General features: G+C 51.7%; 26 protein-coding genes. 14 read left to right on the top strand and 12 right to left on the bottom strand.

The genetic code is table 11. The features are described from left to right. Positions 1 to 17 precede the first annotated feature (17 nt). The 4 genes from L9P87_RS09570 to L9P87_RS09555 form a co-directional block, all read right to left on the bottom strand. On the bottom strand, positions 18 to 803 hold the full coding sequence (locus tag L9P87_RS09570) for a uroporphyrinogen-III synthase (RefSeq protein WP_237444512.1): 786 nt from the start codon (positions 801 to 803) through the stop codon (positions 18 to 20). Continuing rightward, the gene (hemC, locus tag L9P87_RS09565; RefSeq protein WP_237444511.1) at positions 790 to 1,725 is read right to left on the bottom strand and encodes a hydroxymethylbilane synthase; all 936 of its coding nucleotides are present in this window, start codon (positions 1,723 to 1,725) and stop codon (positions 790 to 792) included. Before hemC ends, L9P87_RS09570 begins: the two co-directional genes overlap by 14 nt. A gap of 105 nt (positions 1,726 to 1,830) precedes the next feature. After that, positions 1,831 to 2,568, bottom strand: a complete 738-nt coding sequence (locus L9P87_RS09560; RefSeq protein ID WP_237444510.1) for a LytR/AlgR family response regulator transcription factor — start codon at positions 2,566 to 2,568, stop codon at positions 1,831 to 1,833. Next, positions 2,561 to 3,640 carry a sensor histidine kinase gene (locus tag L9P87_RS09555; protein ID WP_237444509.1) on the bottom strand — a complete coding sequence of 360 codons (1,080 nt, stop codon included), beginning with the start codon at positions 3,638 to 3,640 and terminating at the stop codon, positions 2,561 to 2,563. The genes L9P87_RS09560 and L9P87_RS09555 overlap by 8 nt, the downstream gene beginning before the upstream one ends. Before the next feature lie 178 nt (positions 3,641 to 3,818). Here L9P87_RS09555 and argH point away from each other — a divergent pair, with 178 nt between their 5' ends. From argH to L9P87_RS09530, 5 genes are all read left to right on the top strand, one after another. After that, a complete protein-coding gene (gene argH, locus L9P87_RS09550; RefSeq protein WP_237444508.1) occupies positions 3,819 to 5,213 on the top strand; it encodes an argininosuccinate lyase in 1,395 nt (464 codons plus the stop codon). A 73-nt stretch (positions 5,214 to 5,286) separates the two neighbouring features. Beyond that, positions 5,287 to 5,856, top strand: a complete 570-nt coding sequence (locus L9P87_RS09545; RefSeq protein WP_237444507.1) for a lysophospholipid acyltransferase family protein — start codon at positions 5,287 to 5,289, stop codon at positions 5,854 to 5,856. Positions 5,857 to 5,964: 108 nt separating this feature from the next. Next, positions 5,965 to 6,888, top strand: coding sequence for a tyrosine-protein phosphatase (locus L9P87_RS09540; RefSeq protein ID WP_237444506.1), 924 nt, complete (start codon positions 5,965 to 5,967; stop codon positions 6,886 to 6,888). 14 nt (positions 6,889 to 6,902) lie between these two features. Beyond that, positions 6,903 to 7,235 (top strand): VanZ family protein, encoded by a 333-nt coding sequence (locus L9P87_RS09535; RefSeq protein ID WP_237444505.1) that lies wholly within the window; start codon positions 6,903 to 6,905, stop codon positions 7,233 to 7,235. A gap of 169 nt (positions 7,236 to 7,404) precedes the next feature. After that, positions 7,405 to 8,499: a GGDEF domain-containing protein gene (locus tag L9P87_RS09530; protein ID WP_237444504.1), complete on the top strand. Its 1,095-nt coding sequence runs from the start codon at positions 7,405 to 7,407 to the stop codon at positions 8,497 to 8,499. 23 nt (positions 8,500 to 8,522) lie between these two features. Here the strand turns inward: L9P87_RS09530 and L9P87_RS09525 are convergent, their stop codons facing one another. Together L9P87_RS09525 and cyaY are read right to left on the bottom strand one after the other, a co-directional pair. Continuing rightward, the gene (locus L9P87_RS09525) at positions 8,523 to 9,545 is read right to left on the bottom strand and encodes a DUF3187 family protein (RefSeq protein WP_237444503.1); all 1,023 of its coding nucleotides are present in this window, start codon (positions 9,543 to 9,545) and stop codon (positions 8,523 to 8,525) included. A 55-nt stretch (positions 9,546 to 9,600) separates the two neighbouring features. Next, entirely contained in the window at positions 9,601 to 9,921 is a 321-nt protein-coding gene (cyaY, locus tag L9P87_RS09520; protein ID WP_237444502.1) for an iron donor protein CyaY, read from the bottom strand. A 274-nt stretch (positions 9,922 to 10,195) separates the two neighbouring features. Here cyaY and lptM point away from each other — a divergent pair, with 274 nt between their 5' ends. The 6 genes from lptM to L9P87_RS09495 all read left to right on the top strand — a co-directional run bounded on the left by lptM (position 10,196) and on the right by L9P87_RS09495 (position 15,138). Continuing rightward, complete coding sequence (lptM, locus tag L9P87_RS17910) at positions 10,196 to 10,324, top strand: LPS translocon maturation chaperone LptM (RefSeq protein ID WP_354001894.1); 129 nt, start codon at positions 10,196 to 10,198, stop codon at positions 10,322 to 10,324. Positions 10,325 to 10,377: 53 nt separating this feature from the next. Further along, positions 10,378 to 11,622, top strand: coding sequence for a diaminopimelate decarboxylase (gene lysA, locus L9P87_RS09515; protein WP_237444501.1), 1,245 nt, complete (start codon positions 10,378 to 10,380; stop codon positions 11,620 to 11,622). Positions 11,623 to 11,635: 13 nt separating this feature from the next. Further along, positions 11,636 to 12,466, top strand: coding sequence for a diaminopimelate epimerase (dapF, locus tag L9P87_RS09510; protein WP_237444500.1), 831 nt, complete (start codon positions 11,636 to 11,638; stop codon positions 12,464 to 12,466). 113 nt (positions 12,467 to 12,579) lie between these two features. Further along, the gene (locus L9P87_RS09505; RefSeq protein ID WP_237444499.1) at positions 12,580 to 13,455 is read left to right on the top strand and encodes a DUF484 family protein; all 876 of its coding nucleotides are present in this window, start codon (positions 12,580 to 12,582) and stop codon (positions 13,453 to 13,455) included. Positions 13,456 to 13,471: 16 nt separating this feature from the next. Then, a complete protein-coding gene (gene xerC / locus L9P87_RS09500; RefSeq protein ID WP_237444498.1) occupies positions 13,472 to 14,416 on the top strand; it encodes a tyrosine recombinase XerC in 945 nt (314 codons plus the stop codon). Next, positions 14,413 to 15,138 (top strand): HAD family hydrolase, encoded by a 726-nt coding sequence (locus L9P87_RS09495; protein ID WP_237444497.1) that lies wholly within the window; start codon positions 14,413 to 14,415, stop codon positions 15,136 to 15,138. Before xerC ends, L9P87_RS09495 begins: the two co-directional genes overlap by 4 nt. Here the strand turns inward: L9P87_RS09495 and L9P87_RS09490 are convergent. The 4 genes from L9P87_RS09490 to L9P87_RS09475 all read right to left on the bottom strand — a co-directional run bounded on the left by L9P87_RS09490 (position 15,135) and on the right by L9P87_RS09475 (position 18,167). Continuing rightward, the gene (locus tag L9P87_RS09490; protein ID WP_237444496.1) at positions 15,135 to 15,401 is read right to left on the bottom strand and encodes a hypothetical protein; all 267 of its coding nucleotides are present in this window, start codon (positions 15,399 to 15,401) and stop codon (positions 15,135 to 15,137) included. The two genes, L9P87_RS09495 and L9P87_RS09490, sit on opposite strands and share 4 nt — an antisense overlap. Before the next feature lie 263 nt (positions 15,402 to 15,664). Then, positions 15,665 to 16,900, bottom strand: coding sequence for an ammonium transporter (locus L9P87_RS09485; protein ID WP_237444495.1), 1,236 nt, complete (start codon positions 16,898 to 16,900; stop codon positions 15,665 to 15,667). Between the two features lie 97 nt (positions 16,901 to 16,997). Then, positions 16,998 to 17,336, bottom strand: a complete 339-nt coding sequence (glnK, locus tag L9P87_RS09480; protein ID WP_237444494.1) for a P-II family nitrogen regulator — start codon at positions 17,334 to 17,336, stop codon at positions 16,998 to 17,000. Between the two features lie 96 nt (positions 17,337 to 17,432). Then, positions 17,433 to 18,167: a TorF family putative porin gene (locus L9P87_RS09475; protein ID WP_237444493.1), complete on the bottom strand. Its 735-nt coding sequence runs from the start codon at positions 18,165 to 18,167 to the stop codon at positions 17,433 to 17,435. 502 nt (positions 18,168 to 18,669) lie between these two features. On the opposite strand from L9P87_RS09475, the gene L9P87_RS09470 reads away from it, so the two are divergent. The 3 genes from L9P87_RS09470 to rep all read left to right on the top strand — a co-directional run bounded on the left by L9P87_RS09470 (position 18,670) and on the right by rep (position 22,642). Further along, positions 18,670 to 18,909: an accessory factor UbiK family protein gene (locus L9P87_RS09470; RefSeq protein ID WP_237444492.1), complete on the top strand. Its 240-nt coding sequence runs from the start codon at positions 18,670 to 18,672 to the stop codon at positions 18,907 to 18,909. Between the two features lie 105 nt (positions 18,910 to 19,014). Next, positions 19,015 to 20,517, top strand: a complete 1,503-nt coding sequence (locus L9P87_RS09465; protein WP_237444491.1) for a YifB family Mg chelatase-like AAA ATPase — start codon at positions 19,015 to 19,017, stop codon at positions 20,515 to 20,517. A 103-nt stretch (positions 20,518 to 20,620) separates the two neighbouring features. After that, entirely contained in the window at positions 20,621 to 22,642 is a 2,022-nt protein-coding gene (rep, locus tag L9P87_RS09460) for a DNA helicase Rep (RefSeq protein WP_237444490.1), read from the top strand. A 65-nt stretch (positions 22,643 to 22,707) separates the two neighbouring features. Here rep and L9P87_RS09455 read toward each other — a convergent pair whose 3' ends face one another. Together L9P87_RS09455 and L9P87_RS09450 are read right to left on the bottom strand one after the other, a co-directional pair. After that, the gene (locus L9P87_RS09455) at positions 22,708 to 24,075 is read right to left on the bottom strand and encodes a TonB-dependent receptor (RefSeq protein WP_237444489.1); all 1,368 of its coding nucleotides are present in this window, start codon (positions 24,073 to 24,075) and stop codon (positions 22,708 to 22,710) included. Continuing rightward, the gene (locus tag L9P87_RS09450; RefSeq protein ID WP_237444488.1) at positions 24,036 to 24,845 is read right to left on the bottom strand and encodes a TonB-dependent receptor; all 810 of its coding nucleotides are present in this window, start codon (positions 24,843 to 24,845) and stop codon (positions 24,036 to 24,038) included. Before L9P87_RS09450 ends, L9P87_RS09455 begins: the two co-directional genes overlap by 40 nt. Positions 24,846 to 24,959: the final 114 nt, after the last annotated feature.

The following is a 24,959-nucleotide window of genomic DNA, read 5'->3' as shown; positions in this document are numbered from 1 at the left end:
CGGTGGCTGCTGTGCTGCTAATCGTTAGCTTGACCGCTAACATGCAATTGCAACTGTGCAATCACCGCAGCACTTCCGGCATTGGCCGCGATTAAAACGCGTACAAATCCCGCCGTTGTTGCAATCATAGCAACACGGGCGCTGGGCACAACCAGCGGTATCTCTAATATTGATTGTTTTTCAGCTAATTGCAGTAAATTTTTAACACTGTCGGCACTCGCGGCGACGATGACATCGACGGACTCAGCCAGTGCTTGCTGCAACGATTCGCGATTCTCTATCGCCGCTCGCCGGCAATAGACCTCGGCGTAATCAACAGCTGCGCCACGCTGGCGTAACACCTCGGCAAGATGCTCACGGCCGCCCTGACCTCGGAAAATCAATACCTTTTGACCGCTCAGCTGCTGTAGCGATGGATTGGCCAGCAAGGCTTCGCTGTTATTGCTTTCGCCATTCAACTCGGCATCGATGTCAAAACGCTGCAGCGCCTCGGCTGTTGCCTTGCCAATAGCATGCCATCGCACACGTTCTGGCCACTGTGGCCAATACTGGTCGACCAGACCCATGCCGTAGCGGACGGCGTTGGTGCTGATAAATATAATATGCTGATAATTATCGAGGTCGAGCACGCCGTTGATCGCCGGTCGAAGCTGCTGCTCAGTGAGCGCATCGATCGCCATCACCGGCACGACCTTGGCCTCAAAACCCGCCGCCGTCACAGCGTCAGCCAAGCCATCGGCCTGACCTTCGGGCCGGGTGATTAAGACCTTGGCCACTGGCTGCTCGCTGCTAATCGTCGCCATAGACGGCTTTTAGAATCTCTCCAGCACCGCGGGCCAGCAATGCCTCGGCAATATCGATGCCGAGCTGCTCTGGATCACTGCCCGATTTCTCTTCAAATAAATATTCGCTGCCATCCGGCGAGCCCACCAAACCCCGCATCCACAGCTTGCTGCTGTCATTCGGGTCGGTAATCGCATAGCACGCAATCGGCACCTGACAGCCACCGTGCAAATGCTTGTTCATCGCCCGTTCGGCGCTGACACAGTCGGCGGTATAGCGATGTTGCAACGGCGCCAATAGCGCAATGGTTTCCTCATCGGCAAGACGGGCTTCCACCCCGACAGCACCCTGACCGCCAGCGGGAAGACTGACCTCTGCCGGCAGCGACTGACGAATACGATCGGCCATTTCCAGACGCTTTAAGCCGGCACTGGCGAGAATAATCGCATCGTATTCACCGTCGTCTAGTTTTCTCAAACGGGTATTCACATTGCCGCGCAGATCGATAATGGTGAGGTCTGGCCGTAGACGGCGCAACTGACACTGACGACGCAGGCTGGAGGTGCCGACACGGCTGCCCTCTGGCAACTCATCAAGGCTGGCATAGTGATTGGATACAAAAGCATCGGTGGGGTCTTCTCGCTGGCAAATAATCGCCAGCCCCAGGCCCTCAGGAAACTCCATTGGCACATCTTTCATCGAATGAACGGCTATATCCGCTCGATTCTCCAGCATGGCTAATTCCAGCTCTTTAACAAACAAGCCCTTGCCGCCAACCTTCGACAACGGCGTGTCGAGTAGAATATCGCCCTTGGTCGTCATCGAGACTAACTCAACGCGGAGGTTTGGGTGCAGCGCCTCGAGTTCGGCCTTAATAAATTCGGCCTGCCACATAGCCAGTGGGCTTTTTCGTGTCGCTATCCGCAACGTTTGTGCAATCATGTGTTCACCACCCAGAAATTATCGGCATCAGCCCGTGATTAAATTGCGACTATGATAAGCCAGCTACGACCAAAAGTCGCTGATACCGCAACATTTATCGGCCTCTTATAACGCCAGAATCAATTCTCTTACCGCCGCTGCATGGCGGCGGCTCACCTGCAACCGCCGCTCAACGCCCCGCAGACAAAGTTGGTATTGACCATCATCGCCACGTGCCAGCTTCTCAATATGACTTTTCCCAGCCAACGCATTGCGATGTACACGAATAAAATGATCGGGGAACTCCGTCTCCAACCCTTTTAACGACTCGTCAATCAGTACCTCGCCTTCGCTGTAGCCAAGGCTGACGTATTTCTGATCCGCGACGAAATAACGAATATCTTCGATGGCTACCAGCCCAATATCACCCTGGTGTTTAATACTAATATTGCGGCGGATACCATGCCCTCGCTGCGACTGCAGCTCCGTTTGCTGGGCCTGTGTTAATCGACCAACCCGATGTAACGCCTCGATTAACTTTTCTTTCTTCACCGGTTTCAACAGATAGGCGGCGGCGCTGGAATCGAACGCCTCTAGCGCATATTCACCGTAGGCGGTACAGAAGATAACCGCCGGTGGCGAGTTCAGTTGCGCTAACTGTTTGGCAACCTCAATACCACTGTCCCCCGGCATTCGAACATCGAGCAGCACAACATCAGGGCTCTGCTGAGCAACCAATGCCAATGCCTGATCGCCATTTTCAGCCTCACCACCGCAGTAAAAGCCGTCACAGTTCGCCAGCAGTTTTTGCAGGCGCAGCCTGGCCAGCGGTTCATCATCGACAACGACAACATTTTTATCCATCTCGACCTCCAGATGACAGGGATTCCCCGGCGATTGGCAGCGTCAGTACGGCGGTAAAAACATCTGAATGCTGCTGCAGCACCAAGCGGCCACGATCACCGTATATAGCCCGCAGGCGGCTGCGAATATTCTCGACTGCCATCTGATGCCCTTCCTGCCAAGGCTCGCTGCTGCTGGCAATAGGGTTGGTAATGGTAAAACAACAAACATCCCCCTGCTGCTCGCCACGGACAGTAATGCAGCCCCCCTCTGCCAAGGGCGAAATACCGTGATAAACAGCGTTTTCAATCAATGGCTGTAGGCAGAGCGCCGGTATTCTCAAACCATCAATAGGCAGTTGCTGTAACTGCCAATCGACACTCAGGCGGTCGCCCATACGCAACCCTTCGATGCGCAAATAGCCCCGGCACAGTGCCAGCTCGTCCTCCAGCGCCACCAGCACCGAAGAATGATTAAGGCTGGCGCGAAACAAATCACACAAATCTTCCACCGCCTGCTCCGCAGCGACAGGGTCAATACTGATTAAACTGGCAATACTGTTCATCGAATTAAACAAGAAATGCGGCTGTATTCTCGCCTGTAGCGCATCAATTTTAGCCATTAGCCGCGCCTGTTGTTGTCGGCGCAAGAGAAATTGGATGTAGAAATAGCGCCAGGTAATACCAAACAGCACCGCCGCCACCAGCAGATGCTGAAACAGTCGCCAGTGGCTGTCGACACTTTGCATAAAATCCACATGCAGCCACAGTGTTTGCCCGACAACACTGACAAAGGCGGTAATAAACAATACCAGTGCATAGCTCAACGCCGCGGCTTTAGCCAGGGCTATACGACAGAAAAAAGCCCTCAAACGCTGCAGTGCAGCGGCACTTAACAGCACCACCCACTGCACATAAAACGAGATGATACCCAGCCATTCCCAGCTAAATTGTTGCAGCCCTGAGTTGAGCACAGCCAGCACCAACGCCAGTAATTCGGCGACAATGACCAGCAGAGCAACACTGGAATTACGGTCAAAACGAGGAATAAAAAAATTATCGTCGTTGTGGCTGTTATGATTTTCACTATTCATCCGCTAAGTGTGCCCGTATCCATCTTCAGCAGCAACTCTCTGCTGTATAAGTTTGTCAGCGCTATTAAACACTTAGACTAGCATTATGCGACAAGCTTAGCCGAGGTAGCCGATAGAGGCCGACGGCTGCTATAATCGCCGCCAAACGATATTGGACTCAACAAGGTTAATAACTGTTATGACTGACCAAAAAACCAACCAGCAATGGGGCGGCCGCTTCAGCGAGCCAACCGACGCCTTCGTCGCCCGCTATACCGCCTCTGTCAACTTTGATCAGCGCATGTATAAGCAGGATATCCAGGGCTCTATTGCTCACGCCACCATGCTTGAACAGGCCGGTGTCTTAACCGTTGAAGAGCGCGACGCCATTCATCAAGGCCTGGCAGAAGTAACAGCCGATATCGAAGCCGGCACCTTTGAGTGGTCTATCGAACTCGAAGACGTCCACATGAATATCGAGGCGGCACTGACCGCCAAAATTGGTATCACCGGTAAGAAACTGCATACCGGGCGTTCACGCAACGACCAGGTTGCCACCGATATCAGACTTTTTCTGCGCGATGAAATCGATATCATCGCCAAGGAGCTCACACGACTGCAGGAAGGCCTGTTATTCATAGCCGAGCGCGAAGCCGACACCATCATGCCAGGTTTTACCCATCTACAAACCGCTCAACCAGTGACCTTTGGTCATCACTTATTGGCTTGGTTTGAGATGCTCCAGCGCGACTACAGCCGCCTGATGGACTGCCGCAAGCGGATGAATCAATCGCCCCTCGGCGCCGCCGCCTTGGCCGGTACCACCTACCCTATTCAGCGTGATTTGACGGCACAGCTGCTGGGCTTTGATAAGCCGACCGAGAACTCACTGGATTCGGTATCAGACCGAGACTTCGCCATTGAATTCTGCGCCTTTGCCAGCATGTTAATGACTCACCTGTCACGTGCCAGCGAAGAACTCGTCCTCTGGACCAGTGCTCAGTTTAACTTTATCGACCTGCCCGACCGCTTCTGCACCGGCTCATCGATTATGCCCCAGAAGAAAAACCCCGATGTGCCCGAGCTGGTCCGCGGTAAAACCGGCCGCGTCAACGGTCATCTAATCTGCCTGCTAACGCTGATGAAATCGCAGCCACTGGCCTATAACAAGGATAACCAGGAAGACAAGGAGCCGCTGTTTGACGCCGTCGATACCGTTCGCGACAGCCTGCGCGCTTTTGCCGATATGATCCCCGCCATTACCTCGAAGAAAGAGTCGATGTACGAGGCAGCCAAGCGCGGTTTCTCTACCGCTACCGACTTGGCCGATTACCTGGTGGTAAAAGGTATGCCGTTCCGCGACGCCCATGAAGTGGTCGGTAAATCCGTTGCCTATGGCCTCGAGAGCGGCAAAGACTTGTCTGATATGACACTCGAAGAGCTTCAGGTGTTCTCCGATACTATTCAGAGCGACGTCTTTGATGTGTTAACACTCGAAGGCTCCGTCGCCGCCCGTGACCATATAGGCGGCACAGCACCCAATCAGGTACGCGCAGCCGTCGCCCGTGCTAAAACCTTTCTAGCGCAGCGTTAAACCACGCGCTATTGCTCCCGATAATCGCCGAGCCCTGGCTCGGCGATTATCCACATAATAAGAAGTTGAACCCATGTCTTATCAACTCCCCCCCTCTGTCCCCAGCCAGGGCAATCGATTGTCACGTTGGTTCTTCCGCAGCCTTTTCAAAGTCTGTGGCTGGCGTCTTAAAGGCACGTTGCCCGACCAGCCCAAGGCAGTTATTGCCTTCGCACCTCATACTTCCAACTGGGACTTCCCGATTGCTATCTGCATCGTGCTAGCTCTGGGTTTGCGTATTCGTTATCTCGGCAAGGCCAGCCTGTTTAAGCCCTACTGGGGTTGGCTGTTCCGTGGCCTCGGCGGCATACCGATAGATCGCAGCCAAACCAACGGTATCGTCGAGCAAATGACTGAGGCCTTTGCCAGTCATCAGCAACTGATATTAGCCGTCGCCCCCGAGGGCACCCGCAGCCAAGTCAGCCACTGGAAAACCGGCTTTTTGCATATTGCCAAGGCCGCCGATGTGCCGGTATTTGTCGCCACGATGAATTATCAAACCAAGACCATTACCATTGGTCAGCAATACCATATCGATGATATCGAGCAGTCACTGGCAACCATACAACATGACGTGTCGCAGTTGGTCAAAAAGAATCCTTAGAATTCAATCTATTAACAGCGCTGCCAGCGAGTGACATAATTTTCACTTGCCGTACACCATACGTTTATTAACAATGGTGAGTAAGAATAAATACGGCAGGTTAAAAAGATGAGTTCACTCCAGCGCACTAAACGCCTCCTCTGCACCGCAATCACCCTTGCCATGTTGATCATACTGACTGGCTGTGGCGGCACCGAGGCTGACAAGCCGGCAAACCAACGTGCAATTCCCAGCGAGCTGCCTGCAGGTCAACGTGAGGCTTTCCGCAGGCTACCGCTGCAAGAGGCCAGTAACTTCCGCGATCTCGGCGGCTACCAAACAACAGACGGGCGCGAGGTACAGTGGGGTAAACTGTATCGCTCCGATTCACTGGGGCAGTTAACCGATGAAGATCTGCACTATCTGCAGCGCCTACATTTACAGCAAATTGTCGACTTTCGCTCCGACATTGAGCGCCAGGCTGAACCCGACCGCGTCCCCGATGGCACCAAATTGGTAATCCGAAAAATCACCGTCGAGGGCACCGACATCCATGCCATGCAGGCACAAATCACCGATGGCACCTTTGGCGACAACGACTTTGCCGCCATGCTGGTCGACGCCAACAAAGCCTTCGTCAATAAATTCACGCCAGAATTTAAAGGCTTTATTCACAGCCTGACCAATGCCGACAACCTCCCCATGGTCTTCCACTGTACGGCGGGCAAAGACCGCACAGGCTTTGCCGCGGCGATGGCGCTCATTGCCGTCGGTGTTCCTGAGGCCACCGTCAAGAAAGACTTCCTGCTGACCAACCAATACACCGAGGATGTTATTAACAGTCGTATATGGATGATCCGTATTGCCAGCTTATTCCGCACCTCTGCCGATCAGGTCAGGCCGCTGCTCGGTGTCGAGGCGCAATATCTACAGGCGGCATTCGACACCATTAATCAGCAGTACGGCAGCATGGATAACTACTTGGTTAAAGGCCTGGGCGTCACCCCAGAGGTGAGACAGAAACTACGCGACAATTTACTGGCTCCGCAATAGTGGTGCGGCACGGTATGGATAAAAAGATAACAACCTGCGCAACTTTACTGTTCGCCTTATTTATCATCTTGCTATCGCTTACACCGGTGAACAGCCATACCGTCGAATCCTGGGACAAGGTTTTCCACATTATCCTCTATGCCTTTTTTACTGCTCTGAGCTACCCCTTAGCCAACAATGTAAAACAGTTTTACTGGCTCTGTTTTGCCGTTTTTATATTTGGCGGCACGATCGAGTTCGCCCAATCATTCATCCCCGGCCGAGTGATGTCAGCATACGATCTACTGGCTAACACTATTGGTATTATGCTAATAATAATGATCACAAGAAAAAGATGGCTTGCCTAACTATTGGCGAAAGGCGTATCAACGGGCGTACTGGCTCACAGTTTTACAAAATTTTAAATATTCTATCTGTCACTACTACTTACAGTTGAAGCTTTACGGTATCTTGCCGGCAACTTAAAAAAGCAAAAAAATTTGGGTAGCGAATACCCTGCAGGCTGAATAAGAAATCATGGAAGATTTACTCGGGCCCTTGGTCAACACCGATGAGGCAACCAAAAAAAAATCACGAAAGCGTTCGATTCTGATCGCCTGCGCCGGCTTTTTATTAATACTATTCGTCAGCATACCCTTTGTCTTTTATCATGCGATTAACATGACGACCAACACCTGGCTTTTTGCCTTCGGCATTACCATTCTCGTCTGGTTCTGTCTCTGGCTCAGCGTCCACTTTGGACTGGATCAGCACACACGAAGCATCGATCCACATTTTTTGATTCTTCCCGCCATGTGCTCTAGCCTACTGATTTGCCTGTATATTTACATAGCACCAGAACTGCGCGTATTGGTGCTGGCCGGCTGGTTTGCCGTCCTATTATTTGGCGCAGGACTGCTGGGGTTTAAACAGGCATTCTTATTGAGCAGCTTTACCGCCTGCTGTTATCTGGCTACCGTAGCGCTGCTGATCAACAAGGGGAGAGGGCTGTCGTTAGAATATGAGTTTTGGTTACTGATGCCGCAATTGACATTCTGGTGTTACGGCGCCACCGTACTTGAGCGACTTAAACGCCACCGCAGCGAGAACATTAGGCTACGACTCCAGTTAAGAGAAATGGCCCTGTTCGATGCCCTTACCGGCCTGGCTAATCGTCGCATGGCTGACCTTTTTTTGACCGAGGCTTTGCAACAAAATGACGGTCAATTATTCTATGTCGCCATGGTAGACATCGATGGTTTCAAAGATATTAATGACGATTATGGTCATGCTGTGGGTGACGACCTGTTAATTGATATTGCGAATATCATCAAGCAACAACTATCCCATCACGATTTCTGCGCCAGGCTCGGAGGCGATGAGTTTGTTGTTATTTTAAAGAAGACCAATGCAGCGGGTGCAAACACGGCGCTGAATAATATTCGCAAGGCCTTTAACCGTCATATCAGCCAACATAATATCTGCGCACAGGCCCAAGTTTCGTTGAGTATCGGCGTCACAGTCAGTGAAGCAAACGCCACCAAGTCGCTGTTATTAAAACGAGCCGATGAACAACTGTACAAGGCCAAACAAGCCGGTAAAAATCAGCTCTCAGCCTGCCTCAGTGACTAACGGCTCAGCACATCGACCTGAGATTATTCGCCACCTCGATACTTCAGCCCCAACTGGAAAACCACATCGCTGGTGCTATCGACCAGTATATCCTCGACCACGGCAACATCAATTACCCAGTTTGGCGTCAGCCCGATACTGCCACCAACGGTAAACTGTAACGACTCTTTCATCGGTGCCAGATCACTGTCGTACAAGGCGCTGTGACCGTCGAGCTGCACCTTTAGCGCCAGCGCACTCAAACACTGCCAACTCAGCCCGGCACCACCGTAAAGCGAAAAAGCCTCTCTTTCCTCAGCTAACACAGTCCCTTGGTCGGCCACCAACACTCCGCCGGCGAGGTGATAAGTGAGGCGATAACTTTCAAACCAACGCCGACTACTGTGACTCATCCCCAGCGCCAACTCCGTACCGCCACTGCCTAACAGTTGGTCATCGTCACCAGTCGGCAGCTTTAAGGAGGCAGACACCGCCGTGGCGTCGACGTCATCGGATACCAACTGCCAAGCCAGCGTCATACTCACATCGCCGATACCACCGCCACTCTCCAGCATCTCGACGGTCTCACCGCCAACCCGGCTATAACGGTAAGCTAATTGATCCTGTGGAAACAGCTCTCGGTTACTATTGGGCAGGTTAAACGTGTCGTGCCAATCCTCGATGAAACCATCGAGGCTACCGCCGTCATGACTGAGATAGGGCAGATCGACACCAAGCTGCCAGCGCTGGCCAAACGCCTGACTGCCCCGGCGCCAGCGCAGTGTCGTCCGATAGCTTTCGCCATCAAGCCAGACTGCCTCGCTGTCACTTGACTCATAGGCGAAGTTATTGGCCAGCTCGGCGTTAATCGACCACTGAGACTGTCCATTGGCGAGCAGTTTTGCTGACTCCATCGCCGGTAAGCCAGTAATGGCAGCAAAGGGAGAAAGATCAGCCTGCAACATCGGTTGATTTAATATCTCACTGGCCGACGCCGAAGTGACAAACCCAGCCGCTGTCAGCATTACCAAAGACGACGCGAGTCGATAGACATTTTTTTTGATCACACTTAAACCCTGTCTTATTGTTATTCAGCTTAAATTTGACGGCGAAAGACGCGACTTAATTCAGGCTGACAGCCTCTCCCACCTGCTCTAATGTCACCCGAGCAAACAACACCGCCAGCGAATCGCCACTGCGACTACACAGCCACTGCTCTGCATCACTATCATAACCGAAGTGGTAGCCGCCGCTCTTTGCCGCCATCCACAATTCCTGATTGGCGATCTGGCGAGAGAAAATAATGGCACTGCCGTTTTCGCAGGTCAGGGTCAATACGCCGCCGTTTAGCTCGCAATCAATGTCGAGCTCACTGTCATCAACCGCATCTTCGATGCCTTCAATCGTCTCTTCGACCAGCTCTTGATATTCAATTTCGTTCATTTTGCTACCAACTGTTTTTGGTGTGTCCGCTGTTTATCGCTTCGATTTTATACTTGTTACCGCCGATAGGTGACAATTTTCTGGCAAATTCGCTATCAGCAACAGTGATTTGACCATAAACCGAGCAGTTTGCTGTGGTTTTTTTCCCCAAAGGGTTGGGTTGGCCCACTTCTCACCGCTATAATGGCTACAACTTAAATTTAATAGAGAGACACCCGTCCACAGGGCTGGTGCTATCTGACGACGTTGATGCGGTCATTTTCGCCGCTCATGGATGCATACTATGCGACATCTTTTGCTCATTTCCGCTATCGCCTTGATTCTCGCTGGCTGCGGTCAAAAAGGACCGCTGACATTGCCCGACAGCCATGCTGCTTCCAGCTCCGTTATCAGTAGCCACTGACTCTAGCCAGCCTTGCTGCGCTAACCGGGATCGTCTACGACAAAGAGATTGTCATGACTGCATTTAATTACGCCAACGGCGAACTGTTGGCCGAGAACTGCCCGGTACAACACCTGGCCGAGCAACACGGTACCCCGCTGTACGTTTATTCACGCCAGGCTTTTGAAAACAGCTACTTAGAATATGCCAACGCCCTCGGCGACAGTGGCATGACCTGCTATGCAGTAAAAGCCAACTCCAATATTGCCGTGCTCAATGTCTTGGCCCGCCTTGGTGCCGGTTTTGACATTGTCTCTCAGGGCGAACTACAACGCGTACTGGCGGCCGGCGGCGATGCCTCACGGGTGGTTTTCTCCGGCCTTGGCAAGACCCAGTCTGAGCTGTTATTTGCCCTGCAAGCCGGCGTTCACTGTATCAATCTTGAATCCGCCGCCGAGCTTGAGGCGCTGGCAGAGGTCTGCGCCGAGCACGGTGTCGAAGCCAAGGTATCGCTGCGGGTAAACCCCGATGTCGACGCCAAGACTCACCCCTATATTTCTACCGGCTTAAAAGAAAACAAGTTCGGTATTGATATCGCCATCGCCGATCAGGTCTATCGTCGCGCCCACCAACTCGACGGCATTACCGTGGTCGGCATTGACTGCCACATCGGCTCGCAATTGACCGAGACCAAGCCCTTTTTGGACGCCCTCGATCGCGTACTGATTCTGGTCGACCAACTGGCCGAGGAAGGCATTGTCATCGAGCACCTCGACTTAGGCGGCGGCCTCGGTGTTTGTTATCAAGACGAAACACCACCAACACCAACAGAGCATGTCAACGCCATCAAAGAGCATCTCGGTGACCGCCCCCTGAAGCTGATATTTGAGCCCGGCCGTTCAATCGCCGCTAACGCAGGCATACTGGTGACCAAGGTCGAATACCTTAAGCCCGGTGAACACAAAAACTTCGCCATTATCGACGGCGCCATGAATGATATGATCCGGCCCAGCCTTTACAGTGCTTGGATGGACTTGCAGCCTGTGTGTCAGCGCAATAACACTGAAACCAAGGTGTGGGATGCTGTCGGTCCAGTCTGCGAGACCGGCGACTTCCTGGCCAAAGACCGCGAGTTGGCCATTGAGGCCGGCGACTACCTCGCCCTCTTCGGTGCCGGCGCCTATGGCTTTACCATGGCCTCAAATTACAACACCCGTGGCCGTGCCGCCGAGGTGATGGTCGATGGCGACAACAACTACGTTATTCGTCAGCGAGAAAACTTCGACGATATGGTTCGCGGCGAGCAGCTGCTGCCTTAATAGGATAATTGATATGCTATTAAAATTTACCAAGATGCACGGCTGTGGCAATGACTTTGTCGTTCTCGATCTGATCACTCAGCGCCTCAATATTAACGAGGAGATTGTCCGTCAGATTGCTGATCGCCGTTTTGGTATTGGCTGCGATCAAGTGTTAGTTGTCGAGCCACCGCAACAGCCAGAAATCGACTTTCGCTACCGCATCTTTAACTGTGACGGCTCTGAGGTCGAACAGTGCGGTAATGGTGCCCGCTGCTTTGCCCGTTTTGTTCGCGAGAAGCGCTTAACGGCCAAACAACGTATCAGCGTCGAAACAAAATCCGGCGTCATTGAGCTGGTGACCACAGACCACAGTGAAGTGATTGTCGATATGGGTGTGCCTGTCCTCGAGCCAGAACATATTCCGTTCCAGGCTGACAGCCAGGCAATCAGTTATGACCTCACCATTGCTGACCACACCATTCAAGTTGGCGCTGTCTCGATGGGCAACCCTCATGTGGTGCTACAGGTTGGCGATATCGACACCGAACTGGTTGAACAGCTCGGGCCGCTACTGGAAATCCACCCACGTTTTCCCAAGAAGGTGAATGTCGGATTTATGGAGATCGTTAGCCGCTCGCAGATTAACCTACGCGTGCATGAACGCGGTGTTGGCGAGACGCTGGCCTGCGGCACCGGTGCCTGTGGCGCGGTGGTCAGCGGCATACAGCGCGGGATGCTCGACAGTGAAGTCACGGTTAACTTACCCGGCGGCAGCCTGCACATAGAGTGGCAGGGCGAAGGCGAGCCAGTGCTCATGACGGGGCCCGCCGAGACCGTTTTTGACGGTCAAATTCACCTTTAAACAGTAGGCTCGGCACGAGCGCAGCCGCTCGGCCGAGGCTATACTCAGACCAAGCTCGCAAAATAGTCATAACAATCAGAATAATATTCAAATTTTGACCCAGCTGTGGTTAGATGAAATGGGCGAGTCTAGGCCGTGCCGTTTCTATAAACCGTGCTACTCTAGCCCTACCAGCCAAGGTGATGCGTGCAGGTTATTTAACCTCTGCTAAATCGACAACCAACAGGATAACCGGCCGCAGGCAGATCGAGGATCAACCTTTTATGAACGTCCCCACCGACAAAACAACGCGCGCTGACAATGATGAGGCCATCACTGCCGAGCAGGTCACCGAATACTTAAAACAACATCCTGACTTTTTTATTCTCAACGACGAATTAATCGCCAACCTATACCTACCCCACGACGAGGGTGAGGCTATCTCGCTTCAGCAGCATCAGGTGACAACACTGCGTCAGCGCAACGAGAATATGCGTCAACGACTACTGTCATTGCTCGACGTGGCAAAAGAAAATGATCAGCTGTTTAACCGCACCAAAAACCTGGTTCTCGCCCTGCTCGATGCACAGGACTTAGATCACGCCGTCAGCATTGTTAATCACAGCCTGACCACAGACTTCAATGCCGATTTTTGCGCCCTTACTCTGTTTGGCAATACCGAGCGTTATCAATATTGCAGCGCCCGTGTAGTCCCTGTTTTCGAGGCTCAACAACAGGTCGGCCACCTGCTGCGTAGCAGTCGAGCCGTCTGCGGTGTTTTACGCCCCAACGAGCTTGAATTCTTATTTGAAGACGACGCCAAACTGGTTGGCTCTGCCGCCGTCAGCCCACTGACCTATGGTAATAATATAGGTGTTTTAGCGATTGGCAGTCGCGATGAAAACTACTTCCGCTCCAGTATGGGCACACTGTTTCTCAGCTATGTCAGCGAAGTACTCAACCGCACACTGCCGCGATTTATGAATCAATATGAGAAAAAATCGGCTTAATCATTCAGGAAAATCTATGAGCAGTGAGCGCACCAATTCGGTCGGCAATGAATCGGACAACAGCACTATTAATACCGCCATTACTGCGTATCTCGATTACCTCGCTCTGATCAAGCGATCTTCACGTCACACTGTCGCCGCCTATCGACGAGATTTAAGCAAGCTCCAGCAGTACTGTGCGCAGCAAGCTGTTAGCGATCTTGCTGGTATCGATGCCGACCTTCTTCGTCGCCTTACGGCACAACTGCATCGTCAGGGCAACAGCGCCAATTCTATTCAGCGATTATTATCCAGCTACCGTAGTTTTTTTAAGCATCAGATTCGTCACAGCGCCTTGACCAGCAACCCCGCGCAACTGGTCAGCGCTCCCCGCAGTCCGCGCAAGCTACCCAAGTTGCTTGATGTCGATGAGAGTCAGCGCCTACTTGCCGCCGCCGAAGACGAGGACGAACTAGTCATCCGTGATCTAGCCATTGCCGAGTTACTGTATAGCTGCGGCCTGCGCCTCGCTGAATTAACGGCACTGGATATCCAGCATATCGATTTAAATGACCGACTGGTCACCGTCACCGGCAAGGGTAATCGAGACCGTGCCGTGCCCGTTGGCCGCCTGGCGATCAAGGCAATCAAACGCTGGCTGACATTTCACCCGGCCCCCCTCGACAGCCAACAACCACTATTTACCAGCCGCCGCCGCCGCCGCATCTCGCCCCGCAGCGTTCAGGCCAGATTAAAACTACTGGCCAGCAATCAACAATTGTCACAGCATCTTCACCCGCATATGTTGCGACACTCTTTTGCCACTCATATTCTCGAATCCAGCGGTGACCTGCGCGCCGTGCAAGAAATGTTAGGCCATGCTAATTTGAGCACGACACAAATCTACACCCATGTTGATTTTCAGCAGCTGGCCAAGGTTTATGATGATGCCCACCCCCGAGCAAAACGCCAACAACGATGAACGATCACTCCCCGATAGAAGTAATCAGCTTCGACCTCGATGACACCCTATGGCCGCTTCGTGCAACCCTTGAACATGCCGAGCTGGATTATTTTCGATGGCTGACCGAGCAGTGTTCTGCCTTAGCTGACCACCATAGCCTGCAAAGCATGCGTGAGTATCGGCAGCATTTTCTGCAGCAACAACCCGGGTTGCGCCATCAAATCAGTCAGCTCAGAATTGAATCAACACAACAGCTGCTGACAGACCTTGGCTGTCATGATGCTCAGGCCATCAGCCAACAAGGCTTCGATCGCTTTATTATCAACCGCAACAAAATCACCCCCTACCCCGAAAGTTCAGCCGTGCTGAGTGAATTGGCCCGGCACTATCGCTTAATCGCCATTACCAATGGCAATGCCGACGTGACGCAATCTGGGTTAGCAACATTTTTTGAATTTTGCCTGTCGGCGGAGCAACTCAATGCCAGCAAGCCAATGGCTGAGCCATTTCTCACCGCTCAGCAACTGGGTGGCTTTGGCCCTCATCAGGTGATACATGTCGGTGATCATTTACACCATGATATCGCCGGCGCCCAGCAACAGGGTTGGCAGGGAATATGGCTGGATCATAACCTAGGTCTCGAACGTGACGACAGCATCACCCCGGATGCGATTATTCATCATATTGGGCAGCTGCCACAGGCTGTCAGCACACTGGCCAACAAACTACGCCACGATTAAATGCTGCGACCACCGTAACTGTTGCCCGGTTTTTTTGGCGGGTCTGCAGTGACGTTTGGTGCAATGTGATTGATACAGCCACCGGCGCTGATAAAGGCCTCGATATCATCATCCATGGTCTGGCGGATACGGCGCCGGGAATCGATGGTTCTCGCTCTCGCATACTCTTCAGTACTGCCGATAAAATCCATATCGACATCGACTAATTCATTGCCTGCTGCTGGCTTGGGCGCTTTTTTAGCTGACTTAGTTTTAACCGCCATAATGCTCTCCGCAAAGGGCTTAAGCCCCTATTATTGTTATTTATTACGCAACAAGCCGACATCTACCTAATAAAATGTGTGATTTAAAACGCTTAATATTTATAGTCCAAAAGCCAACGGTTGTGCGAACCTATTTTTATAACGTTTTACACTTATCATCCGCTAAATCCACTCGGTTTTTCATAGCGACAAGGAAAATCAGACATAAAAAACCGCAGCCTAGGCCGCGGTTTTTTTATGCGATTATCGCGAGTAGCTGAAGCTTACTTACCGGTAAACTCAGGGTACGCTTCCATACCGCACTCAGATAGATCGACACCTTCATATTCTTCTTCTTCGCTGACACGAATGCCGATAATCACCTTCAGTGTTAACCAAACAACTGACGAGGCAATAAAGACCCAACCAAAGATGGTCGCAGCACCGATAAGCTGACCTGTGAATGAAGAATCGCCGTTAGTCATCGGTACAACCATCAGACCGAATAGACCAACCACACCGTGAACCGATATCGCACCGACCGGATCATCAATCTTGGCCTTATCGAGGGCTAGGATAGAGAACACGACCAAGATACCACCAACCGCACCGATCAATGATGCCTCAGCAGCTGTCGGTGTGTCTGGACCAGCGGTGATAGCAACGAGGCCGGCCAACGCGCCGTTCAGCGCCATGGTTAGATCCGCCTTACCGAATAGAAGACGAGCAACAATCAGAGCGGCAACAAGGCCAGTCGCAGCAGCAGCGTTAGTATTAAGGAAGACCATGGCCACGGAGTTAGCACTGTCGACAGAGGCGGTTGCCAAGACAGAACCACCGTTGAAACCGAACCAACCCATCCACAGGATGAAGGTACCCAATGTTGCCATCGGTAGATTGGCACCTGGAATTGCATTAACAGAACCGTTGACGCCGTATTTTCCTTTACGAGCACCGAGGAAGAGTACGCCGGATAACGCAGCGGCAGCACCAGCCATGTGGACAATACCTGAGCCGGCAAAATCTAAGAAGCCGAGCTCACCAAGGTTATATAGGCCGAATACATCGTTGCCGCCCCAGGTCCAGCTACCTTCCATCGGGTAGATAACACCAGTCATCACAACGGCAAAGGCTAGGAAAGCCCAGAGCTTCATACGCTCAGCAACAGCGCCAGAGACAATAGACATGGCAGTGGCAACGAAGACAACTTGGAAGAAGAAATCAGCCGATGGTGCGTAAGTGGCATTGTCTTCGGCACCCGGTGTATAACCGCTGCCTTCAATGCCTGTTAGGAAATATTCGCCGCCGTACATAATGGCGTAACCGCAGACGAAGTACATAATGCACGACGTGGCGTATAGCGCGACGTTTTTAGTCAAAATCTCAGTGGTATTCTTGGCGCGAACCAAGCCGGCTTCCAGCATGGTAAAACCAGCAGCCATCCACATAACAAGGGCACCACATACCAAGAAATAAAAGGTATCTAATGCATACTGTAATTCTACAAGTGTGTTTTCCATATCTCTAAGCCTCCACAGCTCAGCAACATCTCAAAAGTTATGTACCAGTGAGTGCTCGCCGCATGGCTATGCACCCCCCCAGGTCAAGCGCGAGCGGTTATACCGCTTCGTCGCCAGTCTCACCAGTACGAATACGAACAGCCTGTTCAAGTGCTGTTACAAAAATCTTACCGTCACCAATCTTGCCGGTATTAGCGGCTTTGGTAATGGCTTCAATAGTCTGTTCTACAGTACCGTCAGCGACAGCTACTTCGATTTTTACCTTCGGTAGAAAATCGACAACATACTCGGCGCCACGGTAAAGCTCGGTGTGACCTTTCTGGCGGCCAAAACCTTTTACTTCAGTCACGGTAATACCCTGTACACCGATCTCTGACAGCGCTTCTCGCACGTCGTCTAACTTAAAAGGTTTTACAATCGCGGTAATCATTTTCATGATTTCACTTCCTAAGTTTGTTTAATGAATTGTGTTGCATATAGTCGCCCTGAAATCAGGGCGACCACAATATAACACTGTTGTTAGTGCTTTATATTAAAGATCGAAGGCCATGTCGTAGGCAACTACGAACAGGGTTGCATCAGGAGCAACATCAGCCAAAGTGCCCGCGTCAGAGTTACGATCGACAACCTTACTAACTGTAAAGGTTAGGTTGTCGTTGAAGGCATAGTTCACGTCTAGGTGCGTGTAGTTAGCATCTTCGCCATCACCTTCGTAATCGGCGAAGTGCTGATAACCAAGAGTTGCGCCAAACTGAGCATAGCTATAACCCAGTGTTAGGTAGGCATCATCGTAACCGCCACCGGCGATTCTCTTGGTATAGCTACCTTCAACGCCGGCAAAGCCTAGCGTCACTATAACGTCGCTGCCGGTGTTGTCGCCGAACGGCTCGTCGTCCTGTTCAGGATATACATAGTTAGCGAACATAATGTCGGCGAAGAAATCACCCGTTTCAAATGTGTAGCCACCGTATAGGTCATACTCAGTACCAAGAGAGCCGTCACCAGACGCGCCCCAGACACCGGCGTAGAAGCCAAGATCGTGCGACCAATCCAAGCTACCGTAGATGCTGCCAGAACCTTTACCGTCAGAAAGGTTCAAACCGCGCCACAAGTAAAGGTTCGATACACCAACAGTGGCAGAAACATAGTTCGGGCCTTCGGCCTCTTCTTCAATTTCAACAACGGCAACTTCTTCTGCCATTGCAGGCATTACGCCTAGGCTTAATACTGCTGCAACACTGCTCGCTAGTAAGCTTTTTTTCAACATTTGGTTTCTCTCCAAGTTTATAGTTATTCATTTTGGTCTAATAGTTTGTTGCCTCAAAACGCCCCTTTTAAAAAAATCGTTTTAAGACTTGTACCAGAATACAGAGCAGGAGGCGTGCCAACTTATTAAATATTATTATTTATCAATAAAATAGCAGCTATTTATTAGTATTTGCCACCACCTAGCTACAACGTTGCGCACCAAATGGAACCGGATGCACCGCAAGCGCACAATTAAGGTGCGTTTTGCCTGTCGAATATTCTAGACAGGGATAATTTACCCTTCGGCGGCTAAATAACCAATACCTTTATAGGGGTTAATCATTAATTTTTGCTGTAATGGATAGGTTTTCAGGATTACCCTACTCTAGCCGTTGAATATATTGGCCACATGCATCCATTTGATGCAGCCTTATTCAGGTTTGCAGACAGCCCAATCGGCGATACACTAACGCCCCCTATACTTATCTATCATTAGCCTTCAACACTTCGGTGCCGCGACAATGTTAAACAACCAATTTATCGACGAATTCAGCCAGCAGCTCAGCCAGCTTCTTAAGGGAGCGCCTCAGCGACAAGACATCGAGAAGGCGGTGCATGCTGCCAGCCAGTCTGTCTTCAGCAAGCTCAACTTGGTCAGCCGAGAGGAATTCGACGCCCAAGCTGCTGTCCTGCAGCGCTCACGTCAAAAACTGAACGAGCTTGAACAGCAGCTGGCCGAGCTGAACGAAAAAATAAAGTAATACCACGATCGACGGATAGGTCTACGCTCTAGAGAGTGCGGCCAATGTTGGCCCCGCAGTAACAATACGTTTCGCTAACATCTAACGACAACCAAGGATGGTATTATGTCGCTGGCTATTGTGTATTCTCGCGCCAAGCTCGGTGTCGAGGCGCCCCTCGTGACGGTGGAAACCCATTTATCCAACGGCCTGCCCGGGCTCAGCATTGTCGGCCTGGCCGAGACTGCTGTCAAAGAATCGAAGGACCGGGTTCGCAGCGCCATTCTCAACTCACACTTCGAATTTCCCGCTCGGCGGATTACAATCAATTTAGCCCCAGCTGATCTGCCGAAAGAGGGCGGCCGTTTCGACCTACCCATTGCCCTCGGCATCCTAGCGGCCTCGGGGCAGATACCGCCGGAATCACTCAATAACTGTGAGTTTATTGGCGAGTTAGCACTCACCGGTGAGCTGCGGCCAGTACTCGGTGCCCTACCCGCTGCCATGCAGGCCAGCAAGCAACAACGCCAACTCATCGTCCCCTGCGACAACGGGGACGAGGCCTCCCGCCCCAGCGCGGCAGAAATCATCCCGGCTAAGCACTTATTACAGCTCTGCGCCCATTTACATGGCCGGGAGAAAATTCCGCCGCTGGAACATCAAAATGACGAGCAGCTGCTGCCGCCCGACTACCCCGATCTTAGCGATGTCAAAGGCCAGCCCCAGGCGAGGAGAGCGCTCGAGATTGCCGCCTGCGGCCTACATAACCTCCTGTTCTTTGGCCCACCAGGCAGCGGCAAGACAATGCTGGCCAGCCGGTTGCCCGGTATTTTACCGGCGCTCACCGAGAGCGAAGCGCTGGAGGTCGGCACCATCTATTCCATCGTCAATGGCGACCAGCATCAACAGTGGTATCAACGACCGTTTCGGTCGCCTCATCACTCCGCCTCTGGCGTGGCCTTGGTCGGTGGCGGCAGCAATCCCCGCCCCGGTGAAATAAGCCTGGCCCATCACGGTGTACTCTTTCTCGATGAATTACCCGAATACCAGCGTAGCGTATTAGAAGTATTGCGTGAGCCACTCGAATCTGGCGGTATTATGATCTCCCGCGCCAGCAGGCAGGTGTTCTACCCTGCCCGCTTCCAGCTTATTGCAGCCATGAACCCCTGCCCCTGCGGCTACTTTGGCAGCGGCCAGCGTCAATGCTATTGCAGCGTCGAGCAGGTACGTCGCTATCGTCACAAGCTCTCAGGGCCGTTACTGGATCGGATCGACATTCAGCTGCCGGTTAAGGCCATCAAACCACAACAACTCACCAATCGCCTGCCCGGCGAGGGCTCCGAGAGTATTCGCCAGCGGGTGATCGCCGCCAGAGCCATCGCAGTGGCCCGGCAAAAAAAGGCCAACGGTTTATTGTCGAGCCGAGAAACCGAGGCCTACTGCCCGCTCAGTAGAGCCGATCTGCAGTTTATGGAGGAGGCGATGGAGCGATTACAGCTCTCTGCCCGTGCCTACCATCGATTACTAAAAATCGCCCGGAGTATTGCTGACTTGGCCGGGTTACAAGACATCAACCGCCAGCATTTAAGCGAGGCCTTAACCCTAAGAGCGTTCGACCGGGGGCAATAAGCGACTAAACAGTTGATAGTTTTGGTCGTGCAATCATCGGTCGCGCCGCGGCGGCAGTCGCGCTAAAATAGCCGCCGTTATCACTCCTTTATCGAGCATACCCTTGAGCAAACTCAACCCCCGTCAAGCCGAGGCCGTCAAATACATCGACGGCCCGCTATTGGTCCTCGCCGGCGCTGGCAGCGGCAAGACCAGTGTTATCACCCGAAAGATCGCCTATTTGATCGAGCAATGCGGGTATAAGGCGCACAATATCGCCGCCCTGACCTTTACCAATAAGGCCGCCCGGGAAATGAAAGAGCGAGTAACCTCACTGGTCAAGGGCAAGGCCTCTCACGGGCTGACGGTATCGACCTTCCATAACCTTGGGATGAAAATCATCGGCAAGGAACACAAGGCCATTGGCTACAAGAAGAACTTTTCTATCTTCGATCAGTCCGACGCGCTTGGCATTATCAAGGAGCTGATTTTACAAAATAATGCCGAGGGCGATGTAGACCTGGCTGACAACTACCAACAGACTATCTCCAACTGGAAAAACGAGCTGATTATGCCGGGTAAGGCCATCAGCTACGCCAAGGACGATACCGAGTTGGCAGCGGCGATGATTTACGAGGGCTATCAGCGTCTGCTTCAAGCCTATAATGCCGTCGATTTCGACGATTTGATCATGGTGCCAACACTGCTGTTTCAAGAGCAGCCAGATGTGCTGGCCCGCTGGCAACGGAAGATTCGTTACCTGCTGGTCGACGAGTATCAAGATACCAACGGCGCTCAGTATCACCTGGTCAAACAGTTGGTAGGGGATAATGGCAAACTCACCGTGGTCGGCGATGATGACCAATCTATTTATGCCTGGCGCGGCGCCCGACCAGAAAATTTATTTCAACTGCGAGAAGATTATCCGCACTTGAAATTGGTCAAGCTGGAGCAAAACTATCGCTCTACTGCCCGTATCTTAAAAGCTGCAAACACGGTTATCGCTAACAACCCACACGTTTTTGAAAAGGCATTGTGGAGCGAACTAGGCTTCGGCGATCAGCTGCGTATCATCCAGTGCCGCAACGAGGAGTCAGAGCTCGACAGAGTCGCCGCCGAGATTCTCGACCAGCGTCTGCGCCATCGCCGCGCCTTTAAAGATTTCGCTATTTTATACCGCGGCAATCATCAGTCGCGCCTGCTAGAGCTGAAATTGCAGCAACAACAAATACCTTATCAACTCTCTGGCGGCACCTCATTTTTTAGTCGCCAGGAAATCAAAGACATCATGGCGTATTTGAAACTGCTGATTAATCCTGATGATGACAATTCATTTTTACGTATCGTCAACGTGCCGCGCAGAAAGATAGGCGCATCGACTCTCGAGGCACTCGGTCGCTACGCCAACAAAGAACACATCAGTATGTTTGCTGCGGCTCAGTCGCCCTATCAAATCCCCGACTTAAACGAGGCATCAATCAAAAGGCTGGAAGGCTTTAGCCGCTGGCTGGTCAGCGTTCGCGAGAATGCCGAACGCAATAATCCGATAGAAGCAATCAACGAAATGATTGCCGATATCGACTACGAAGCCTGGTTGCATCAAAACGTCAGCAGTGCCAAGGCCGCTGAAAAGCGTATGGAAAACATTCGTTATCTCATCGACTCCCTGGCCAACAGCCTGACCAAAATTGAAGAGGACAACGACGGTGAAAGCGATATTGGCGCCGCTATTACCAAGCTTATTCTGCGCGACATGATGGAGCGTCAAGCCGATGAGGAAGACGCAGATCAGGTTCAGTTAATGACGTTGCACGCCTCCAAGGGTTTGGAATTTCCCCATGTTTTTATTATTGGCTGCGAAGAAGAAATCTTGCCTCACCGCGCCAGTATTGAAGAAGATAATATCGAGGAGGAACGTCGCCTCGCCTATGTGGGAATCACCCGCGCCAAGCAAACGCTCACCATGACATGGTGCACCAAGCGCAAACAGTTTGGCGAGGTTATAGACTGCATACCCAGTCGTTTTCTTGATGAGTTACCGCAGGAAGATGTGGTCTGGGAAGGCGGTGAAAGTGACCCGGAGGCCAACCGCAAAAAAGGCAAGGAAACCATGGCCAGTTTAAAAAGTTTGCTCGATGATTTTTAATTTTTAGAAAACAAAAAAGCCGCGTCAGATTATACCTGGCGCGGCTTTTTTATTTAGCATATCGACTAGTATTCGTAAGTCACATCAACACCAAAGGTTCTCGGCTCGCCAAACATCGCCAAGTTTTGACCACCACGCGGCGTCATTAACGTGGTGTATTCTTCGTCGGCTAGGTTCTTACCCCAAACAGCGGCGCGCACAGTGCCCTGGCTGACGGGAATATCCAAGAGAGAAACACGAGCACTCAACAGGCCATAATCATCGTTCAATGAACCGGGAATATTACTCGAGTAGGTCTCGCCCTGATAGGCATAGCTCACGTTAACAGCCACCTGGCCATACTGCATTGCTGGGAACATATAATCCAAGGCTAGATTACCGGCATGCTCTGGCGCATTTGCCATCTCATTTATATCGGCCTGGTCGACACCGTCAATAATCATCTCTTCAATATTTGCATCGAGATAGGTATAGCCAACATTCGCTGTCAGCCCTTCGGACAACAAAAAAGTCGAATCGATTTCAAAACCAGCAATTGTCGCCTGACCAGCATTAAAGGTATCGGTCTGGCTAAAATACGCCGTGTTGGTACCGTCATTAACCAGCATGTCGGTAATGTCATTATAGAAGGCCGCAACGTTGAGTCGCATCCGGCGATCCAGCAGATCAGACTTCATACCCAATTCGTAAGACAGCATGTTTTCAGGTTCGAAACCGTTGGCAAAGTTCTCGAATGAACCGCGCGAGTTATAACCGCCTGCTCGGTAACCCGTAGCCACCTTACCGTAAACGTTAATCTCATCGTTAATGGCATAATCTGCGGTAAATGAAGGGCTGAACTTCTGGAAGTTATCCTTTCCCTGCTGCAATTCGTTAGCCTGACAAGTCGTCACACAGGCGCCATTACCGTCATAAACGCCGGTTTGAATAAAGTTCTTCTCCGCCTCACGCTCATCCCAAGTTTGACGCAGACCGACGGTTAAGCGCAGCGCATCATCGAGAATCGCTGGTGTATAGGTGGCCTGACCAAAGATCGCGTATGACGTCGTCGTCGCATCAACATTATTAACATCACGCAGGGTGACATCACCTATTGGCGTGCCAGTAATAGCCTGCTCATAGAACACTTCATTGGTGGCACTCTCAGTAAAGTAATACAGCCCAGCCAAATACTCTAAGCGGCTGTCGAAGGCATCACCGATGACTTGGAATTCCTGAGAGAATTGATCCTGAGTCACACCACCGGTGCTGTATGTTTCCTGATTGCCAAATAGTTGGCTGGCGAATGAATCCAAATCACGATAGCCACTGATCGACTTAAAGGTGACCGTATCCAGATCCATGGTGAATGTTAGGTTGTGACCGCGCACCAGGTTGGTGTTCTCGGTCGCGTTCAAATCTGTTTCTTCATGGCGACTGTCATCGACCGCCACATCCTGATAATACGACGGGCGGTCAGGGTATCGGTCATATGCCAGCGCACCGACAGATTGGCCGCCTCCTTATCCTCATCACCCCAGCCGATGGATGGCTCATTATCGCTGGTGACGCCATCGCCTTCAGACTCGATCCAGCCGTCTTTCTGTGAGGTCATGTAGGAGAACTTGGCAAACAAGTCATCGGTCAATGGCACGTTGATCGAGGTCTTAGAGCCAAAAGAGTCGTAATTGGCCGCATTAAATGTCTGTGTCAGGGCAAACTCTTCATGGGGTTTTTCGGTGATAAAGTTGATCGCACCACCGGTGGTGTTGCGGCCATATAGCGTACCCTGTGGGCCACGCAACACCTCGATGCGCTCAATATCAGCAACATCTGATGCCATGCCGTTGGCACGGCCGACATAAACGCCATCGATATACATGCCGACGGCGCCATCTTTGGTGGTCTGAATATCAGTGGTACCGATGCCGCGAATATAGATTACCGGTGTCGAAGTACTGGAAGGAAACGGGGCCATGGTCACCGAGGGGATTGAGCTGCCCAGATCGGTAACATCGGTGACGCCAAGATTCTCTAGCGCTGTGCTATTGAAGGCAGAAATAGCAATCGGCGTATCCTGCAATGACTCTGATCGTTTTTGTGCGGTCACAACCACTTCTTCCAACGCTAACACTGTTTCTGTCTGCGCCTGTGCCGCCCCGGCCAAAAGACTTGTCGATGCGATTAACATCGCAATTGGCTTTTTGTTAAACATCTTCATCATTTCATTACCCACCTTGCGTACTGCTTTTTAGTCATTATTGTGTTCGATAGTGGTTGCCGGCCAACATTAATTAGCCCTGACAAACTGTCGATATGTAGCGCAGCCTAGAGAGGG

It is taken from the genome of Sinobacterium norvegicum (assembly GCF_923077115.1).
GTDB classification, from domain to species: Bacteria; Pseudomonadota; Gammaproteobacteria; order Pseudomonadales; family Sinobacteriaceae; genus Sinobacterium; species Sinobacterium norvegicum.
Note: the sequence above shows the minus strand (reverse complement) of the source record. Positions and strands in the feature narration are given on the sequence as shown.

Coding starts and splice junctions, on each gene's coding strand:
- L9P87_RS09570 (WP_237444512.1), bottom strand. CDS start 803: ATGGCGACGATTAGCAGCGAGCAGCCAGTGGCCAAGGTCTTAATCACC.
- hemC (WP_237444511.1), bottom strand. CDS start 1,725: ATGATTGCACAAACGTTGCGGATAGCGACACGAAAAAGCCCACTGGCT.
- L9P87_RS09560 (WP_237444510.1), bottom strand. CDS start 2,568: ATGGATAAAAATGTTGTCGTTGTCGATGATGAACCGCTGGCCAGGCTG.
- L9P87_RS09555 (WP_237444509.1), bottom strand. CDS start 3,640: ATGAATAGTGAAAATCATAACAGCCACAACGACGATAATTTTTTTATT.
- argH (WP_237444508.1), top strand. CDS start 3,819: ATGACTGACCAAAAAACCAACCAGCAATGGGGCGGCCGCTTCAGCGAG.
- L9P87_RS09545 (WP_237444507.1), top strand. CDS start 5,287: ATGTCTTATCAACTCCCCCCCTCTGTCCCCAGCCAGGGCAATCGATTG.
- L9P87_RS09540 (WP_237444506.1), top strand. CDS start 5,965: ATGAGTTCACTCCAGCGCACTAAACGCCTCCTCTGCACCGCAATCACC.
- L9P87_RS09535 (WP_237444505.1), top strand. CDS start 6,903: ATGGATAAAAAGATAACAACCTGCGCAACTTTACTGTTCGCCTTATTT.
- L9P87_RS09530 (WP_237444504.1), top strand. CDS start 7,405: ATGGAAGATTTACTCGGGCCCTTGGTCAACACCGATGAGGCAACCAAA.
- cyaY (WP_237444502.1), bottom strand. CDS start 9,921: ATGAACGAAATTGAATATCAAGAGCTGGTCGAAGAGACGATTGAAGGC.
- lptM (WP_354001894.1), top strand. CDS start 10,196: ATGCATACTATGCGACATCTTTTGCTCATTTCCGCTATCGCCTTGATT.
- lysA (WP_237444501.1), top strand. CDS start 10,378: ATGACTGCATTTAATTACGCCAACGGCGAACTGTTGGCCGAGAACTGC.
- dapF (WP_237444500.1), top strand. CDS start 11,636: ATGCTATTAAAATTTACCAAGATGCACGGCTGTGGCAATGACTTTGTC.
- L9P87_RS09505 (WP_237444499.1), top strand. CDS start 12,580: ATGAAATGGGCGAGTCTAGGCCGTGCCGTTTCTATAAACCGTGCTACT.
- xerC (WP_237444498.1), top strand. CDS start 13,472: ATGAGCAGTGAGCGCACCAATTCGGTCGGCAATGAATCGGACAACAGC.
- L9P87_RS09495 (WP_237444497.1), top strand. CDS start 14,413: ATGAACGATCACTCCCCGATAGAAGTAATCAGCTTCGACCTCGATGAC.
- L9P87_RS09490 (WP_237444496.1), bottom strand. CDS start 15,401: ATGGCGGTTAAAACTAAGTCAGCTAAAAAAGCGCCCAAGCCAGCAGCA.
- L9P87_RS09485 (WP_237444495.1), bottom strand. CDS start 16,900: ATGGAAAACACACTTGTAGAATTACAGTATGCATTAGATACCTTTTAT.
- glnK (WP_237444494.1), bottom strand. CDS start 17,336: ATGAAAATGATTACCGCGATTGTAAAACCTTTTAAGTTAGACGACGTG.
- L9P87_RS09475 (WP_237444493.1), bottom strand. CDS start 18,167: ATGTTGAAAAAAAGCTTACTAGCGAGCAGTGTTGCAGCAGTATTAAGC.
- L9P87_RS09470 (WP_237444492.1), top strand. CDS start 18,670: ATGTTAAACAACCAATTTATCGACGAATTCAGCCAGCAGCTCAGCCAG.
- L9P87_RS09465 (WP_237444491.1), top strand. CDS start 19,015: ATGTCGCTGGCTATTGTGTATTCTCGCGCCAAGCTCGGTGTCGAGGCG.
- L9P87_RS09450 (WP_237444488.1), bottom strand. CDS start 24,845: ATGATGAAGATGTTTAACAAAAAGCCAATTGCGATGTTAATCGCATCG.